The sequence below is a fragment of the Microbacterium sp. genome, assembly GCF_051953575.1.
Taxonomy (GTDB): domain Bacteria; phylum Actinomycetota; class Actinomycetes; order Actinomycetales; family Microbacteriaceae; genus Microbacterium.
The window spans coordinates 1-16,372 of sequence record NZ_JBQCIP010000085.1; the positions used below are offsets into that span (position 1 = coordinate 1).

16 protein-coding genes are annotated in these 16,372 nt (G+C 70.9%); 9 read left to right on the forward strand and 7 right to left on the reverse strand.

From position 1 onward, the window contains the following. On the reverse strand, window positions 1-828 hold an 828-nt coding region (locus ACTHNQ_RS06040; RefSeq protein WP_440331981.1), incomplete at its 3' end, for an ABC transporter substrate-binding protein. 34 nt (window positions 829-862) lie between these two features. Continuing rightward, a complete protein-coding gene (locus ACTHNQ_RS06045) occupies window positions 863-2,608 on the reverse strand; it encodes an amidohydrolase (RefSeq protein WP_440331982.1) in 1,746 nt (581 codons plus the stop codon). Between the two features lie 173 nt (window positions 2,609-2,781). Here ACTHNQ_RS06045 and ACTHNQ_RS06050 point away from each other — a divergent pair, with 173 nt between their 5' ends. The 3 genes from ACTHNQ_RS06050 to ACTHNQ_RS06060 all read left to right on the forward strand — a co-directional run bounded on the left by ACTHNQ_RS06050 (window position 2,782) and on the right by ACTHNQ_RS06060 (window position 5,868). Further along, the gene (locus ACTHNQ_RS06050) at window positions 2,782-3,465 is read left to right on the forward strand and encodes a TetR/AcrR family transcriptional regulator (RefSeq protein WP_440331984.1); all 684 of its coding nucleotides are present in this window, start codon (window positions 2,782-2,784) and stop codon (window positions 3,463-3,465) included. Between the two features lie 163 nt (window positions 3,466-3,628). Next, a complete protein-coding gene (locus ACTHNQ_RS06055) occupies window positions 3,629-5,392 on the forward strand; it encodes an MDR family MFS transporter (protein ID WP_440331986.1) in 1,764 nt (587 codons plus the stop codon). Window positions 5,393-5,403: 11 nt separating this feature from the next. Continuing rightward, a complete protein-coding gene (locus ACTHNQ_RS06060; protein WP_440331988.1) occupies window positions 5,404-5,868 on the forward strand; it encodes a MarR family winged helix-turn-helix transcriptional regulator in 465 nt (154 codons plus the stop codon). Between the two features lie 45 nt (window positions 5,869-5,913). Here the strand turns inward: ACTHNQ_RS06060 and ACTHNQ_RS06065 are convergent, their stop codons facing one another. Next, complete coding sequence (locus tag ACTHNQ_RS06065) at window positions 5,914-7,059, reverse strand: Gfo/Idh/MocA family protein (RefSeq protein ID WP_440332004.1); 1,146 nt, start codon at window positions 7,057-7,059, stop codon at window positions 5,914-5,916. A gap of 97 nt (window positions 7,060-7,156) precedes the next feature. After that, window positions 7,157-8,203: a substrate-binding domain-containing protein gene (locus ACTHNQ_RS06070; protein WP_018172788.1), complete on the reverse strand. Its 1,047-nt coding sequence runs from the start codon at window positions 8,201-8,203 to the stop codon at window positions 7,157-7,159. A 300-nt stretch (window positions 8,204-8,503) separates the two neighbouring features. Here ACTHNQ_RS06070 and ACTHNQ_RS06075 point away from each other — a divergent pair, with 300 nt between their 5' ends. The 4 genes from ACTHNQ_RS06075 to ACTHNQ_RS06090 all read left to right on the forward strand — a co-directional run bounded on the left by ACTHNQ_RS06075 (window position 8,504) and on the right by ACTHNQ_RS06090 (window position 13,497). Then, the gene (locus tag ACTHNQ_RS06075; protein WP_440332006.1) at window positions 8,504-9,979 is read left to right on the forward strand and encodes a sugar ABC transporter ATP-binding protein; all 1,476 of its coding nucleotides are present in this window, start codon (window positions 8,504-8,506) and stop codon (window positions 9,977-9,979) included. Further along, complete coding sequence (locus ACTHNQ_RS06080; RefSeq protein WP_440331990.1) at window positions 9,976-11,034, forward strand: ABC transporter permease; 1,059 nt, start codon at window positions 9,976-9,978, stop codon at window positions 11,032-11,034. Before ACTHNQ_RS06075 ends, ACTHNQ_RS06080 begins: the two co-directional genes overlap by 4 nt. A gap of 103 nt (window positions 11,035-11,137) precedes the next feature. Next, entirely contained in the window at window positions 11,138-12,313 is a 1,176-nt protein-coding gene (locus ACTHNQ_RS06085) for an ROK family transcriptional regulator (RefSeq protein ID WP_440331992.1), read from the forward strand. Window positions 12,314-12,471: 158 nt separating this feature from the next. After that, a complete protein-coding gene (locus ACTHNQ_RS06090; protein ID WP_440331994.1) occupies window positions 12,472-13,497 on the forward strand; it encodes an NADP-dependent oxidoreductase in 1,026 nt (341 codons plus the stop codon). Window positions 13,498-13,526: 29 nt separating this feature from the next. Here the strand turns inward: ACTHNQ_RS06090 and ACTHNQ_RS06095 are convergent, their stop codons facing one another. Next, window positions 13,527-14,423 (reverse strand): LysR family transcriptional regulator ArgP, encoded by an 897-nt coding sequence (locus tag ACTHNQ_RS06095; protein WP_440331996.1) that lies wholly within the window; start codon window positions 14,421-14,423, stop codon window positions 13,527-13,529. A 68-nt stretch (window positions 14,424-14,491) separates the two neighbouring features. Between ACTHNQ_RS06095 and ACTHNQ_RS06100 the strand changes: the two genes are divergently transcribed. Continuing rightward, entirely contained in the window at window positions 14,492-15,148 is a 657-nt protein-coding gene (locus ACTHNQ_RS06100) for a LysE/ArgO family amino acid transporter (RefSeq protein ID WP_440331997.1), read from the forward strand. 4 nt (window positions 15,149-15,152) lie between these two features. Here the strand turns inward: ACTHNQ_RS06100 and ACTHNQ_RS06105 are convergent, their stop codons facing one another. Beyond that, window positions 15,153-15,530, reverse strand: coding sequence for an iron chaperone (locus ACTHNQ_RS06105; protein WP_440331999.1), 378 nt, complete (start codon window positions 15,528-15,530; stop codon window positions 15,153-15,155). Between the two features lie 46 nt (window positions 15,531-15,576). Here ACTHNQ_RS06105 and ACTHNQ_RS06110 point away from each other — a divergent pair, with 46 nt between their 5' ends. Beyond that, on the forward strand, window positions 15,577-15,852 hold the full coding sequence (locus ACTHNQ_RS06110) for an acylphosphatase (RefSeq protein ID WP_440332001.1): 276 nt from the start codon (window positions 15,577-15,579) through the stop codon (window positions 15,850-15,852). A gap of 4 nt (window positions 15,853-15,856) precedes the next feature. Here ACTHNQ_RS06110 and ACTHNQ_RS06115 read toward each other — a convergent pair. Further along, a partial coding sequence (locus ACTHNQ_RS06115) for an NAD(P)H-dependent flavin oxidoreductase (protein WP_440332002.1) occupies window positions 15,857-16,372 on the reverse strand: 516 nt, incomplete at its 5' end.

Here is a 16,372-nt window from a genome sequence, read left to right on the forward strand (position 1 = left end):
GATCATCCAGCCGCCGTCGACCTCGCCGGACTTCAGCGCGTTGACGCGCGCGTTGGAGTCCGTCATGAAGAGGATCTTCACCTCGCCCGCCTTCGCGCGCAGCGATTCGTCCCAGTAGCCGTCGTACCGCTTGAGCGTGACGGACTCCCCCGACTTCCACTCCGTCAGTTCGAACGGACCGGTGCAGTTGACCAGGCCCGTCGAGTTGCCGTAGTCGGCGCCCTTCGCGGCGAGCGTCGCGGCCGACTCGACGACGCCGGCGGAGCCGCCCATGCCGAGGTTGAACTGCGAGTCCGCCTGCGTCATCGTGACCGTGACCTGGCGATCGCCGGTCTTCTCGATCGACGCCACGTTCTGGTACACCGAGTACCACGACGACCCCACGTCGGGGTCGAGGTGGCGGCTCATCGACGCGACGACGTCGTCCGCGGTGAGCGGGGTGCCGTCGTGGAACGTCACGCCGTCCCGGATCGTGTAGACCCAGGTCTCGGGCGTCGGGTGGTCGTACGCCTCGGCGAGTCCCGGCGAGAGCGTGTAGTCGGGATTGAGCCGCAGCAGCGATTCGCAGACGTTCGACAGCACCTGGTTGTCGGAGTAGTCGAACGCGTACGCGTAGTCGAGCGAATAGGGCTCCGAATAGCTCACCCAGGTGAACTCATCGATGTCGCCCGAGGGCGCGGCGGTCTGGGCGGTGTACTCCCACTGGGGCGCGGCGGTCTCGTCGTCGTCGGAGGCGGGGGCGCTGCAGGCCGCGAGGGCGAGCGCGCCGACGACGGCGATGCCCGCGGCGGCGCTCAGGCGGCGCGCGGTGCGTCGGGTGATGGACATGATTCCTCGACTCGGGAAGGGGGTGATGGGGATGTCAGGGATGATCGGATGCCGGGCCCCCGGCATCCACCGTCTCCACGGTGCGGGCGTACACGCGTTCGCCGTCGATCCACGTCGACGCGACGCGGCACGTGTACAGCTGGTCGGCCGGCACGTCGAACGGGTTGGGCTCGACGACGACGAGATTCGCGAGGTAGCCCTCGCGCACCAGGCCGGTGTCGTGGTCGCGGTGGTTCACGAACGCGGTGCCGGAGGTGTAGGCGGCGAGCGCTGTCGCCAGGTCGAGGCACTGCTCGGGGCCTGCCAGCGGCTCGGCGTCCTGGAGCGGCGCGACGCGGTTGACGGCCATGTGCACCCCGGCCATCGGGTCGGCGCTCGAGACAGGCCAGTCGCTGCCGCCGGCCAGGCGCACGCCGGCGCGCTGCAGGTCGCCGAACGGGTACTGCCGGTCGGCGGCGGACTCGGCGAGGAACGGCAGCGTCAGCTCGTCCATCTGGTCCTCGTGGCATGCCCACAGCGGCTGCATGTTGGCGACCGCATCCACGGCGGCGAAGCGCGCCACGTCGGCCTCGGCGATCACCTGGATGTGGGCCAGGTGGTGGCGGCCGTCGGTGTCGCCGTTGACCCTGCGGGCCTCGGTCAGCGCGTCGAGGGCCTCGCGCACCGCCCGGTCGCCCAGAGCGTGGAAGTGCAGCTGGAACCCCGCGGCATCAGCCGCCACGGCGTACTCGCGCAGCTTCTCGGGGGCGATGAACGAGAGCCCGTGGTTGTGCGTATCGTGCCCGTGGGTGTCGCGGTAGGGCTCGAGCATCGCCGCGGTCTGGTTCTCGGCGACGCCGTCGACCATGAACTTGATGGATCCGACGGAGAACCGCTCCGGGTGCCCGAGGGCCGCGATCTCGTCGCGCAGCCGGATCATGGCGTCGAGCTGCTCGCCCCCTTCGGCCCGCTCCCACCACTGCGCGCCCACGACGTGCGCCTTCAGGGTGCCCTCGGCGAGCGCGCGGCGGTAGGCGGTGAGTCCGCCGCCGACGCCCGGGAAGTTCCCGATGAGGGCGTCCTGCCAGCCGGTGATGCCCAGGGCCAGCAGCTCGTCCTGCGCGCGGAGCAGTCCCGCGTAGGTCAGATCGTCCGAGACGACGGGACGCACCTGTGCGAACAGATCCGCGGCGCCCTCGTGGAAGGTGCCTGCCGGGAAGCCGTCGGCCTCGCGTTCGATGCGTCCGTCGACCGGATCCGGGGTGGCGGCATCCACTCCCGCGATCCGCATGGCGGCGGTGTTGGCCCATGCGGAGTGGTGATCGCGGCTCGCGAGCAGCACGGGGCGGTCGGGCACGATCGCGTCGAGGAGGGCGCGCACCGGCGCGCCGCCCGGGAAGTGGTCCATCGACCAGCCGCCGCCGACGATCCACTCGATCTCGGGGTTCTCGGCGGCGTAGCGGGCGATGCGGGCGACGGTGTCGTCGGCGTCCTCGGAGTCGGTGAGGTTGCACTGCAGCAGCTCGACGCCGCCGGACGCGGGGTGGATGTGCGCGTCCTGGAACCCGGGCGCCAGCAGCGCCCCGTTCAGCTCGATGACGATGGTGTCGGGGCCGACGAGGGCGGATGCCTCGTCCTCGGCGCACACGGCGACGATGCGGCCGCCGCGCACGGCGACGGCGTGCCCGGTCAGTGCCTGCGCACTGCCGGCCGGCACGGCGTCGGACGTGAACAGCGCGCCGCCGGTGAAGACGGTGTCGGCGAATGCGCCTTCAGCGCGGGTGGTGGCGTCGATGCCCACGGGGCTTCTCCTTCGTCGTCGAACGGGTCGACTGACGATAGAACGGCGTCATTCGCGTTGTCAACGGTGTTGACAGTTGTGTTGATCGAACCGTTATGCTCGACGCGCAGCCGCCTGTTCCCGAAGGCGGAGCGCGCGGCGTGGCACGATGGGACGGCAACGGAGGCGGGATCATGGCGGCACGCACGGCGGCGACCGAGAAATCGGGCGGCAAGCGCCTCGACCGGGCGACCATCGTCGCCGCAGGCCTGGAGCTCGCCGCCGCCCCCGGCACGGCCTCGCTGTCGATCCGCGACCTCGGTGCGAAGCTCGGCACCGATCCCACCGCGATCTACCGGCATTTCCGCAGCAAGGACGACCTCATGGGCGCCCTGCTCGACGAGCTGACGCTGCGCAGCCTCGCCGCGGTGACGGCGGACCCGGACGACTGGCGCGAGCGGCTGCGCCAGCTGGCCGGAGCCACGCTCTCGCTGTTCGCCCGCTACCCCGCTGTCGGGCAGGAGGCGATCGTGCTCACGACGCACGGTCCGGGCGAACTCGAGGCCATCGAGTTCATGCTCGACGCGTTCACCCGTGCCGGACTCACCGGCGACGATCTCGTGCAGCATTACGCGCTCATGGCCACGCACGTGCTCTCGTCGGCCGCCGGTGTCGCACGCAGCCGCGCGGAGCATGCGGGCATCGATGCCGACGACGCCAGCCCATGGTTCGAGGGGCCGCTGCTCGTCGACCCGCGGACGCACCCGCACATCGCCGCCGTGTCGGCGCAGCTGCTCGATCTCGAGGACCGCGAGCTCTTCGCGCTCGGCGTCGAGGCGGTCATCCGCTCCGCCGAGCGTGCCGCGGCCGCAGCCTGACACCGACGCCCCTCGCGGGAACCACGTGGCCCGTGCGATCCGATAGTTGACGTTCGTCAACGATGCGCGTATCGTTGACCTTTCTCAACTGTTGACGTTCGTCAACCACTCTCTGCGTCACCGCCGCCGCAGCCGTCCCTCTCTTCTCCACGAAGGACCATCTATGGCCACCTCCTCTCCGACGACCGGAAGCGTCGTCGCCCCAGCCGCCGGCAGCGGGTCCGCCGCCGACGACAAGCGCCGGCACCGTCAGGTGCTGCAGGCCCTCACGGGCCTGCTGCTCGGCATGTTCGTCTCGATGCTGGCGTCGACCGTCGTGTCGACCTCGCTGCCGGTGATCGTCCACGACCTCGGCGGCGACCAGGCGGCCTTCACCTGGGTCGTCACCGCGACCCTGCTGACCACGGCGATCTCGACGCCGATCTGGGGTAAGCTCGCCGACCTCTTCAACCGCAAGGTGCTCATCCAGATCGCCATCGTGATCTTCGTGCTCGCGACCGCGGCCGCCGGGTTCTCGCAGGAGCCGGGCACGCTCATCGCGTTCCGCGCCGTGCAGGGCATCGGCGCCGGCGGTCTCGCCGCGCTCAGCCAGGTCATCATGGCCGACATCATCAGCCCCCGGGAGCGCGGCCGGTACATGGGCCTGTTCGGCGCCGTGATGGCCGTCGCGACCGTCGGCGGCCCGCTGCTCGGCGGCTTCATCACCGACACGATCGACTGGCGCTGGAACTTCTTCATCGCGCTGCCGTTCGCGGTGGCCGCGCTCATCATGATGCAGCGCACGCTGCACCTCCCGCCGCGGCCCAAGAAGAAGGCGCGCATCGACTACTTCGGCATCGTGCTGCTGTCGACAGCGGTCTCGCTCCTGCTCATCTGGGTCACCAACGCCGGCAAGGACTACGACTGGTGGAGCACCGAGACCGTCCTCATGGTCGGCGGCGCCCTGCTCGCGGCGATCCTGTTCGTCATCGTCGAGCTGCGCTCCAAGGAGCCGCTCGTGCCGCTCACGATGTTCCGCAACCTCACATTCACCCTCGCCGTCATCGCGTCGATCTCCATCGGCATCGCGATGTTCGGCACCTCGGTGTTCCTCAGCCAGTACATGCAGCTGGCACGCGGCGCGACCCCGACCGAGGCGGGCCTCATGACGATCCCCATGATCGGCGGCCTTCTGCTGGCATCGATCGTCATCGGCGGTCTCGTGACCCGCACCGGGCACTGGAAGCCCTACCTCATCGCGGGCGGCGTGCTGCTGATCGCGGGCTCGTACCTGCTGTCGACGATCCACTACGACACGAACTTCGTGCTCGTCTCGGTGTACATGTTCCTGCTGGGCGCGGGCGTCGGCATGACGATGCAGAACCTCGTGCTCATCGTGCAGAACACGTCGAAGCCGTCGGAGATCGGCGTCGCCAGCTCGGGCGTCACGTTCTTCCGCAGCCTCGGCGGCACGATCGGCGTCTCGGTGATGGGTGCGGCCCTGGCGACCTCGGCGACCAACCTGTTCACCGAGCGCAAGGACGACATCGTCGCGGCGATCATGACGCTCGGCGCGAAGGGCGCAGCCATCGGCGAGCAGCTCCAGTCCGGCACCATCCCCCAGGTGTCGTCGCTGCCCGAGGCGATCCGCGTGATCGTCGAGGACATCTACGCCCAGGCCATCGCCCACTCGTTCCTGATCGCCGTGCCGCTGGCGGTCGTCAGCCTCATCGCGATCATCTTCCTGCCCAACAAGCCGCTCACCCGCATGACCACGAGCGAGCGCGTGCAGGCGAGCGAGGCCGACCTCGCGACCGTCTCGGCCCCGGCGGCCATGGAGACCCTTGCGCCTGCCGACGCAGACGAGAGCGTGTCGGATGCCGCATCCGCCGCCGACCCGGCGGCCGAGGCGGGCGCCGAGACGGCGGACGAGGCGTCCCGACGCTAAGGTCGTTCACGATGACCTCCGACGAGACTCGAGCGGCGCGCACCGAAGCGGTGCGCGCCCTCGAGGCGGAGTTCGGCGAGCTGATCAACCGGTTCCGGCGCATCATCACCGAGAACGCGAACCGTGTGAGCCCGGGCATGCTGCCGGGCGCCTACAAGGTCTTCACGACCATCGTGCGGCGCGAGCGCATCACGCTCTCAGCGCTCGCGGAGTCGCTCATGGCTGACAAGGGCCAGATCAGCCGGACGGTGCGAGAGCTGGAGGGGCTGGGACTCATCGAGCGCACCCCTGACCCGGACGACGGCCGCTCGAGCCTGCTGTCGCCCACGCCGTTCGGACTCGAACGGCTCGAAGCGGCCCGCGCCCCGCAGGAGAGCCTGCTGGTCGACGCCCTCGAGGAGTGGCCGCTCGACGACATCCTCAATCTGACGCGTCTGCTGCACGCGCTGACGGCCGACGAGCTGCCCAGCAGCTGAGCGGCGCGATCGCGGTCGCGCTCCCTTCCAGAGCGATGCCGACGCTCAGCCGCCGACGGGCGTCCAGAGCCCGCTGGCTGCCGAGCTGCGCTGCACCGCGTCGAGCACCCGCTGCACGTGCAGGCCGTCGGCGAACGACGGACGCGGCCCGACGCCTTCGTCGACGGCGACGACGAAGTCCCTCACCTGGTGCGAGAAGCCGTGCTCGTAGCCGAGCACGTGCCCGGGGGGCCACCATGCCGCCAGATAGGGGTGGCCGTGCTCGGTGACGAGGATGCGCCGGAACCCCTGCTCGAGCGCCGGCTGGGTCGCGTCGTAGAACTCCAGCTCGTTCAGCCTCTCCAGATCGAAGGCCAGAGCTCCCTCCGAGCCCGAGATCTCGATGCGCAGGGCGTTCTTCCGGCCGGTGCGGAAGCGCGTCGCCTCGAACGAGGCCAGTGCACCAGAGTCGAGGCGACCGGTGAACAGCGCGACGTCGTCGACGGTGACCGCGCCGCGCTGCGACGTCGCCGTCCCCGACAGTCCGACGCCCTCGCTGAGGAGCGGACGCTCGTGCACGAGCGTCTCCACCACGCCCGACACCGACGTCACCTGCTGACCGGTGATGAACTCCGTGAGATCGACCGCGTGTGCTCCGATGTCGCCGAGCGCCCCGGACCCCGCGTGCTCCTTCTGCAGACGCCAGGTGAGCGGCGCGTCCGCATCCATGAGCCAGTCCTGCAGGTATTCGGCACGCACCTGGCGGATCCGTCCCAGCCGCCCCGAGGCGACCAGATCGCGGGCGAAGGTCGCCGCAGGCACCCGCCGGTAGGTGAAACCGACCATCGATCGGATGCCGCGCCCGGCCGCCTCGGCGGCCGCGTGCTCCATCGCCTGCGCCTCTTCGACCGTGTTGGCGAGAGGCTTCTCGCACAGCACGTGCTTGCCCGCCGCCAACGCCGCGATGGCGATCTCGGCATGCGTGTCGCCGGGGGTGACGATGTCGACGACGTCGATGTCGTCGCGCGCGACGACATCCCGCCAGTCGGTGGCGCTCTCACGCCATCCCCAACGGCCCGCCGAGGCGGTGACGGTCTCGGGGTTGCGCCCGACGACGACCGCCATCTCGGGGTCACGCGGGAGATCGAAGAAGCGCGGGGCCACCCGCCACCCCTGGGAATGCGCGGCCCCCATGAAGCCGTGGCCGATCATGGCGACGCGGAGCGTTTCGGTCAACGCGCTGTCCTCTCTCTGTGAAGGGATGGCGCGGGGCATCCGTCGACGACGGATGCCCCGCGTTCGACGTCGCCTACTCGAACGACAGGTCGATGTACTGGTCGACGTTCTCCTTGGTGACGACCGGGGCGTCCAGCACGATCCGGTTCGGGATGCCGGGGGTGATGAGGTCGCCCATCGTCTTGCCCTGCGCGATGAGGCGGGCCAGTGCCACGCCGTCCGCCGCCTGCGTCGACGGGTAGATGATCGTCGCCTTGAGCACGGAGTCGTCGGCCTGGATGGCCTCCATCGCGCTGCGGCTTCCCGCGCCGCCCACCATGAAGAACTCGTCGCGCCCCGCCGAGTCGATCGCCGCGAGGACGCCGATGCCCTGGTCGTCGTCGTGGTTCCAGATCGCGTCGATCTTCGGGTTGGCGGAGAGCAGCTGCGAGGCGGCAGCCTCGCCACCGGCGACGGTGAAGTCGGCCGCCACGCGCGCCGAGACCTCCAGCCCGCAGTCGTCGAGCGCGTCCGCGAAGCCCTTCGAGCGGTCCTGCGTCAGCGGGAGCGAGTCGATGCCTGCGATCTCGGCGACGACGGCGTCCGTCTTGCCGTCGAGCTGCTCGCAGATGTACGTGCCGGCGCTGACGCCCATGCCGTAGTTGTCGCCGAGCACGGTCGCGCGCGCGGCGAACGGGCTGGAGAACTCGCGGTCGACGTTGATCACCGGGATGCCGGCCTCCATCGCCTCGATGGCCGCCTCGGTGAGCGCCGCGCCGTCCGAGGGCAGCAGCACGATGGCGTCGACGCCGTCGTTGACGAAGGTCTCGACCGCGGCGATCTGGGCGATCGGGTCGTTGGTCCCTTCTGCGACCCGCAGCTCGACGTCGTCGAAGCTGTCGGCCGCGGCCTGCGCACCCGAGTTGATCGCGCCGAGCCAGCCATGGTCGGCGGCGGGTCCCGAGAAGCCGATGACGACGGTGTCGCCGCTCTGCGCGTTCTCTTCCGTCGTGGTGCCCTGATCGACGACGTCGCCTTCGTCCGCTCCAGAGCCGGTGCATCCGGCGAGAAGTCCGATGGCTGCGACGACGGCGGTGCCGGTGAGCACCAGCCGCGTACGCGCTGTCAGGTGTGAGCGCATGATTCCTCCTTGAATGTGATGCAGCTACGGCAGCGCGTCACCCCGGCGGTCGATGCGCCCCATTCGTGGAGTCCACGCTGACGAGGCTCAACCTAGCAGAAGGGTCACTTCGACCGACAGCTTTTGCCGACTAGACGTCAAAAGTCTCCGCCGCGCCATTCCGGGCGAGAACCGAGGATGGGACGGTCGTCTTCGCGGCGAGGCTCGCGAAAGTACCCCTCGGCAGGGCTGGAGGCTGCGTGTTATGTTCATCGCGTGATCAAAGATGACCATCGTCCGGCATTACTGGACGTCCGCGGCGTGACGAAGTCGTTCGCCGGGGTCGCTGCGCTGCGGGGCGTGGACCTCGACATCCTCCCCGGCGAGGTGCACTGCATCCTCGGCCAGAACGGTGCCGGCAAGTCCACACTCATCAAGACGCTGGCGGGCGTGCACCGCCCCGACGAAGGCGTCATCTCGTGGCGGGGCGAACCTGTCGACATCCCGACGCCCGAAGCGGCCATCGAACTGGGCATCGCGACGATGTATCAGGAACTGGACGTCGTCGACGGGCTCACCATCGCGGAGAACATCTTCCTTGGTCACGAGCTGTCACGCGGCGGCTTCACGAAGCGCTCCGAAGCGGCCCGCCGGACCAAGGACCTGCTGCGGCGGCTCGGGCACGGCGGGCTGTCGCCTCACACCGAGGTCGGCCGGCTGAGCGCCGCGGGCAAGCAGATCGTGAGCATGGCCCGCGCCCTCTCGCACGACATCAAGCTCATCATCATGGACGAGCCGTCCGCCGTGCTCGACGGCGAAGAGGTCAAGAACCTCTTCCACGTGGTGCGTGAGCTCACGGCCGAGGGCATCGCCGTCGTCTACATCACGCACCGGCTCGAAGAGATCCGCCAGATCGGCGATCGGATCACGGTGCTCAAGGACGGCCGATCGATGGCGAGCGGACTGCCCGTCGCCGACACCCCGACGCCCGAGCTCATCCGCCTCATGACCGGGCGCTCGGTCGAGAACGTCTTCCCGCCGGCGGCAGCGATCCCCGACGAGTCCCCCGTGGTGCTAGAGGTCCAGGGGCTCGCCGCGACCGGCGCCTTCCAGGACGTGTCGTTCACGGTGCGCGCCGGAGAAGTGGTGGGGCTCGCGGGTCTCGTCGGCTCGGGGCGCTCGGAGATCCTCGAGACGATCTACGGCGCCCGACGCGCCAGCGCCGGGACGGTGCGGGTCGGCGGCAAGCCGCTCCCCCGCGGATCCGTCGTCGCCGCCGTGCGCGCGGGGGTGGGGCTGTCGCCGGAGGAGCGCAAGAGCCAGGGGCTCGTCCTCGACGAACCGGTCTTCGTCAACGTCACCCTGCCGTCGGTGTCGAGGTTCGCAAGGGCGGGGTTCCTCGACGAGCGCGCAGAGCGCAAGGCCACGCGCGAGCAGATCGAGGCGCTGGAACTGCGGCCGGCGGATCCCGACCGCGAGACGATCACCCTGTCCGGCGGCAACCAGCAGAAGATCCTGCTCGCCCGCTGGCTCGTCCACGGGACGCGCGTCCTCCTGCTGGACGAGCCCACGCGCGGCGTCGATGTCGGAGCCCGCGCGGAGATCTACGCGCTGATCCGGCGCCTCGCCGCCGCGGGGAACGCCATCGTCGTCGTCTCGAGCGAGATCGAGGAGGTGCTCGGCCTTGCCGACACGGTGCTCGTCATCGCCGACGGGCGCCTGCTCGAGACCCGGCCCGCCTCCCAGATCGACGAACACGGCGTCCTCGATCTCGTCATGAAAGGAACCGCCGCGTGAGCGAGCAGACAACTCCCGGGACCGACGTGGTCCCGCCGCCGGGCGACCAGGTCGCGACCGGCGAGCCCGGCGCCGCCCGCACGGGGGTGCAGCGCTTCTTCTCGGGATCCGTGGGCCGCAATCTCGGCCTGGTCGTGGCCTTGATCGTCCTGGTGATCGTGGGCGCCGTCACCGCTCCCGACACCTTCCTGAGCGTGAGCAACATCCTGACGATCCTGCGCGCGGCATCCATCATCGGGGTCATCAGCATCGGCATGACCCTCGTGATCATCGCGGGCGGGATCGATCTCTCCGTGGGATCCGTCATGGGGCTCGCCTCCGTCGTGGCGGCACTCGCGGCGATCCAGGACCTGGCCGATCAGCTCCACTGGGTCGTCATGGTGGTGATCGCCCTCGCCGTGGGCCTGGCCGCGGGCGTCATCAACGGCATCGTGATCGCCTACGGCAAGGTGGTGGCCTTCATGGCGACCCTCGCCATGCTCGTCGCGGCTCGGGGCCTCGCCGAGATCCTCGCGGAGCGACGCACTCTCCAGGTGCGCGATCGCGACTTCATCACCTTCATGAACCTGGACATCGTCGGCATCGACATGCTGATCTGGATCTTCGCGATCGTGGCGGCGCTGGGCTGGGTCGTCCTCAACCGCACGACGTTCGGGCGACGCACCGTCGCCATCGGCGGAAACCGCGAGGCCGCTCGCCTCGCCGGCATCAACGTGAAGCGCCACACGATGTGGCTGTACGCGATCTCCGGTCTGTGCGCGGGCATCGCCGCCGTCATGATCCTGGGACGCACGACCGCCGGGTCCTCCACCAATGGAACGCTCTACGAGCTCGACGCCATCGCAGCGGTGGTCGTGGGCGGCACCCTGCTCGTCGGCGGCCGCGGCACCATCACCGGCACGGTCCTGGGCGTGCTGATCTTCCAGACCCTGACCAACGTCTTCGTGCAGAACAACCTCTCGTCGTCGGTGCAGGCGGTGGTGAAGGGCGTCATCATCGTCGTCGCGGTCCTCCTTCAGCAGCGCTTCGCGAAGCCGACCGGCCGTGGCGCATGACGCATTCCCACAAGGAGCGCGCCGCGCCCACGGTCCGCGGCATCCGTCCACCCACGTGCGCATCCGGGAGCCCGCGCGCCCGCGGTTAGTCTGAGACGTGACCATGAGCGGCGAGACGACGACCCCCACCACCGGCGTGAACGAGCTGTTCCAGCTGCTGCGCGACGGAGTGCCCCGGACCCGGGCCGAACTGGCCAAGTCCACGGGACTGGCGCGATCGACCGTTGCCGCGCGCGTCGACCAGCTGCTGCGCATGGGGCTCATCGCCCCCGTGGCCGAAGCCGCGTCGACGGGCGGGCGCCCCCCGTCGCAGTTCGCGCTCAATCCGGCGGCGCGGGTCGTCATCGCCGCCGACGTCGGAGCGTCGCACGCGACCGTCGCCGTGACCGACCTCACGGGCACCGTCCTGGCCGAGCACTCCGAGCCGCTGGACATCGCGCTGGGTCCGGTGGCCGTGCTGACCTGGCTCGTCGACGGTGCGACGATGCTGCTGGACCGCCTCGGTCGCGACCGCTCCCACGTGGCGGCCATCGGCATCGGCGTTCCGGGTCCGGTCGAGCATTCCACGGGGCAGCCGGTGAATCCGCCGATCATGCCCGGGTGGAACCGGTTCGACATCCCGGGCTGGCTCAATCAGCACCTCGAGGTGCCGGTGCTCGTCGACAACGACGTCAACATCATGGCCCTCGGCGAGCGCTCGGTGGCCTGGCCGGGCGTGGAGCACCTGATGTTCGTCAAGGTCGCCACGGGCATCGGGGCGGGACTGATCTCGGGCGGCACGCTTCAGCGCGGCGCCCAGGGAGTCGCCGGCGACATCGGCCACGTGCAGGTCGCCCGCGCGGCAGACGTGCTGTGCCGCTGCGGCAACCGCGGCTGCCTGGAGGCCATCGCGTCGGGTCCGGCGATCGCCCGCAGCCTGCGCGAGTCCGGCATCCCGGCGCACAGCGGCTCCGACGTCGTCGACCTGGTCGAGCGCGGCAGCATCGAGGCCGTCCAGGCGGTGCGCCAGGCGGGCCGTGACATCGGCGAGGTGCTGACGACCTGTGTGAGCCTGGTGAACCCCTCGGTGATCGCGATCGGCGGCTCGATGGCGCGTGTCGGAGAGCACCTCATCGCCGGCGTGCGCGAGATCGTCTACAGCCGCTCGATCCCGCTGGCCACGGAACACCTGTCGATCGTGCAGTCGGCAACGGCCGCCCGCGCCGCGGTCCTCGGCGCCAGCATGCTCGCGGTCGAGCACGTGCTGTCGCCCGAGGCCCTCGCGGCCGGCTTCCGCTGAGAACGGGGAGCGTTCCCACCTCCGGGCGGGTGGATGCCGGATCCCGCGTTCGCGCAGCGGTAGCGCCCGCGTAACACGGGCGAGACGAACGCACTGTTGACTGGGGTCACCGGGTTACGACCGTGCCGACGGCGGCACGCCCGCGGAGGGAGTTCGCGATGAGGATCAGGTCGCTGCGATCGACATCGGCAACGCCGCTGGAGCCCGTCGCCGCTCCGCCCGCCGAGATGCGCGCCATGGTCGTCGACCAGCCCGGCGGGCCCGAAGCGCTGGGTGCGGCATCCATCGCCGTTCCCTCGCCGGTCCTCAGCGAGGTGCTCATCCGGGTGGTCGCGGCGGGGATCAACCCCATCGACGCGAAGACGCGCGCCGGCGCCGGGGTGTCGGGTGCCGTCGGGTCGTACCCGGCGACGCTCGGGTACGACTTCAGCGGCGTCGTGGTGAAGAGCCCGTACGAGGCGCACCCGCTGCCGCCCGGGACGCCCGTCTTCGGCATGGCGTCGTTCCCACGGACGGGCGGCACCTACGCCGAGTACGTCGTGGCGCCGACCCTGTCGGTCGCACGCAAGCCCGCAGCCCTGTCGCACGTCGAGGCCGCAGGCGTGCCGCTGGCCGCCCTGACGGCATGGGGACTCGTCGTCGAGACGGCGCGCGCCCACGAAGGCCAGCGCATCCTGATCCACGCCGCGAGCGGCGGCGTCGGCCACTTCGCGGTGCAGTTCGCGGCGTACTTCGGCGCGCACGTGACCGCGACGGCCTCCGGCCGCAACGCGTCGTGGGTGCGCGAGCTCGGCGCGGCCGTCGTCATCGACTACACCACGACCCGCTTCGACGAGGTGGTGGCCGACGTCGACGTCGTGATCGACCTCGTCGGCAACGTCCACGCCGAGACCGGCACCCGCTCGCTGCGCGTGCTGCGCCCCGGCGGCCTGTACATCGTGGTGCCCACGGGGTCCTGGCCGGGCTATGCCGAAGCGGCGGCCGAGGCGGGCGTCCGCGCCACGTCGTACAAGGTCGTGCCCGACGGCGGCGCGCTGGCCACGATCGGCCGCCTGCTCGACTCGGGGGCGGTGCAGGTCTACATCGACCGCGTGTTCGGTCTCGGCGACGCGGCATCCGCTCATCGCGAGCTGGAGCTCGGCCACACACGCGGCAAGATCGTGCTGCAGGTCGCCGCCGGCTGACCCTCGCCGTTGCGCGCAGGCGAACGGATTCAGGCGACCGGCGTGAGCACGCGCCGCCCCTCGGCGACGATCTCTTCGGCGATGGCGTCCAGCAGCGGGGAGCGCAGGTTCCACTGCTGCCAGTGCAGCACGGTGTCGACGGGGTCGCCGCCCAGCAGCACGAGCTCACCCCGGTCGAGCGCGTCCTGGGACTGCAGGCGCGGCAGCATCGCCCAGCCGAGGCCGAGGCGCGTCGCGGTCGCGAAGTCGTTCGATGCCGGCACGTAGTGGCGGGGCGGACGCGCAGGATCCACGCCCTGCGCGGTGAGCCAGATGTTCTGCAGGTCGTCGCGGCGGTCGAAGTCGATGAGCGGCGCGGCGGCGAGGTCCGCCGTACGGTCACCGCCGAGCCAGCGTGCGACGTAGGCGGGCGTCGCGACGGCCTCGTACCGCAGCGCGCCCAGCACCGACACCCGGCATCCGCTCACGGCGGTCGCCCGGGTCGTCACAGCGCCCATCACCGTCCCGGATTCCAGCAGCGCCGCCGTGAAGTCCTGGTCGTCGCGGTGCAGATCGAACACGACCGGATGCCGGCGGCCGAGCCTCGCGAGCGGCTCGAGGAACCACGTGCCCAGCGAGTCGGCGTTCACCGCGAGCGGCACGCGCGTGAGCGCCTCCTGCTCCGCCCCGTCGCCGAGCACTGCCAGCGTGTCGTGCTCGAGGAGCGCCGCCTGGCGGGCGAGTCTCACGATCGCCGCGCCTGCGTCGGTGGCGCGCACCGGCTTGGACCGGACGAGCACGAGCCGGCCGAGCTGCTCCTCCAGCGTCTTGATGCGCTGACTCACCGCCGACGGCGTGACGTGCAGCCGTCTGGCGGCGGCGTCGAGGGTGCCCTCGTCGACGACGGCGGCGAGGGTCTCGGCGAGTTCGAAGGAGATGCGAGACATCAGTTCTGCTAATGGTACTGAAGAACCATGAGCTGGACTGCGGATGCCGCCGGCCGTACCGTCGAGGAGTGCTCTCGCCCCTCGCCGCCGGTCTCGGACTCGGCTTCTCGCTGATCGTCGCCATCGGCGCCCAGAACCTCTTCGTGCTGCGCCAGGGGCTGCGGCGCGACCACGTGCTGGCCGTCGCGACGATCTGCGCCGCCTCGGACGCGCTCCTCATCGCGCTCGGCGTCTCCGGCGTCGGGCTCGTGCTGCAGGCGGTGCCCTGGCTCATCGGCGTCATCCGCTGGGCGGGCGCACTGTTCCTCGTCGGCTACGGCCTGCTCGCCGCACGGCGCGCCTGGCGCCCGTCGGGTGAGGCGCTGGGCGGTTCCGCAGGCCAGGGGGCGGCGGCATCCGATCCCCCGCCGGCGGGTGTCGCGACCCGGACACGTCTTGCACCCGTGCTGCTGACCTGCCTCGCCCTGACGTGGCTGAACCCGCATGTGTACCTCGACACGGTGTTCCTGCTGGGCACGGTCGCCAACACCCACGGCGACGACCGGTGGCTCTTCGCGGCGGGCGCGATGGCGGCGAGCATCGTCTGGTTCTTCGGCCTCGCCTTCGGTGCACGGCTGCTGGGACGATGGCTGTCGACGCCCCGCGCGTGGCGCATCCTCGACGCCGTCATCGCGGTCGTGATGATCGTCCTCGGCGTCTCGCTCGTGCTGCCGACCGCCGGGTGAGGGCTCAGGCCTTGCGGAGGGACGGATCCTCGATCTCGGCGATGCGCGCCGCGACGACCGCCCGGATCGTCTCGTCGGGCAAGGGCGCGTCGGGCTGGAAGCGGATCGTCCCCTTGTCGTGGTCGAAGCCCGCCCGCTCCGTCTCGGGCAGCCCGGCCGCCACCACGTCGGGCACCCGCCCGCTGAACGGGTACACGCCGATGTGCTTGCGGGTGCGCATCACCGAGATGAGCGCCTTGCCCCGGTACAGCAGCGCCGGCATGCCGTAGCTCTTGCCCTGCTCGACGTCCGGCACGGCGGCCCGCACGACGTCGAACACGTGCGAGACGACGGCACGGTCGTCGGGATCGAGGCTCTCGAGGTACTCGTCGACGGTTCCCATACCGGCATCCTGGTCTGCGGGCGCGGCGCACGGCAAGATGGCGGGCATGAGACGCGTGCACGTGATCGTCGGCGGCGAGGTGCAGGGCGTCGGCTACCGATACACGATGCGCATGGTCGCCCGCGAGGCCGGCGTGGCGGGCTGGGTGCGCAACCGCCGCGACGGCTCGGACGAGGCCGAGATCGAGGGCACGCCCGGCCAGGTCGACGAGGTGCTCGCGTGGATGGCCTCGGGTCCGCCCGGGGCGGTGGTCGATTCGGCGACGGTGACGGATGCCGCGCCCACCGGTGAGCGCGGGTTCGAGGTGCTGCCGACCGCGTGAGGCCTCAGGCGGGAAGTCCCGCCGCGAGCTCGGCGAACACCTCGACCGCGTCGTCGCTCGGCGCGAGCCCCGCGGCCTGCCCCGCCCACAGCGACACCAGCTCGCCGTCGCCACGGCGCGCGGCCTCGGCGCGGAACACCCCGGTGAGCCAGTTCTGCGCGGGGAACGGCGCGATGACGCCCGCGGTCTCGATCGTCCGCATGGCGCGATTCGGGATGCCGCGGGCCAGCCGCCCGCTCATCGCCCGGGTGAGCACGCTGCTCGTGTCGGTCGCCTCGGCGATCGCCTGCCGGTGCGCGACCGTCGCGGCCGACTGGCGGGTGCGCAGGAACGCCGACCCCACCTGCACCCCCGAGGCGCCGAGGGCGAACGCCGCGGCCACTCCCCTGCGATCGGCGACCCCGCCGGCCGCGATCACGGGCACGCCGACGGCGTCGACGACCTGCGGCACCAGCGCGAAGGTGCCCACGAGCGACGCCTCGGCCGGCTGCAGGAACGACACCCGGTGCCCGGCCGCCTC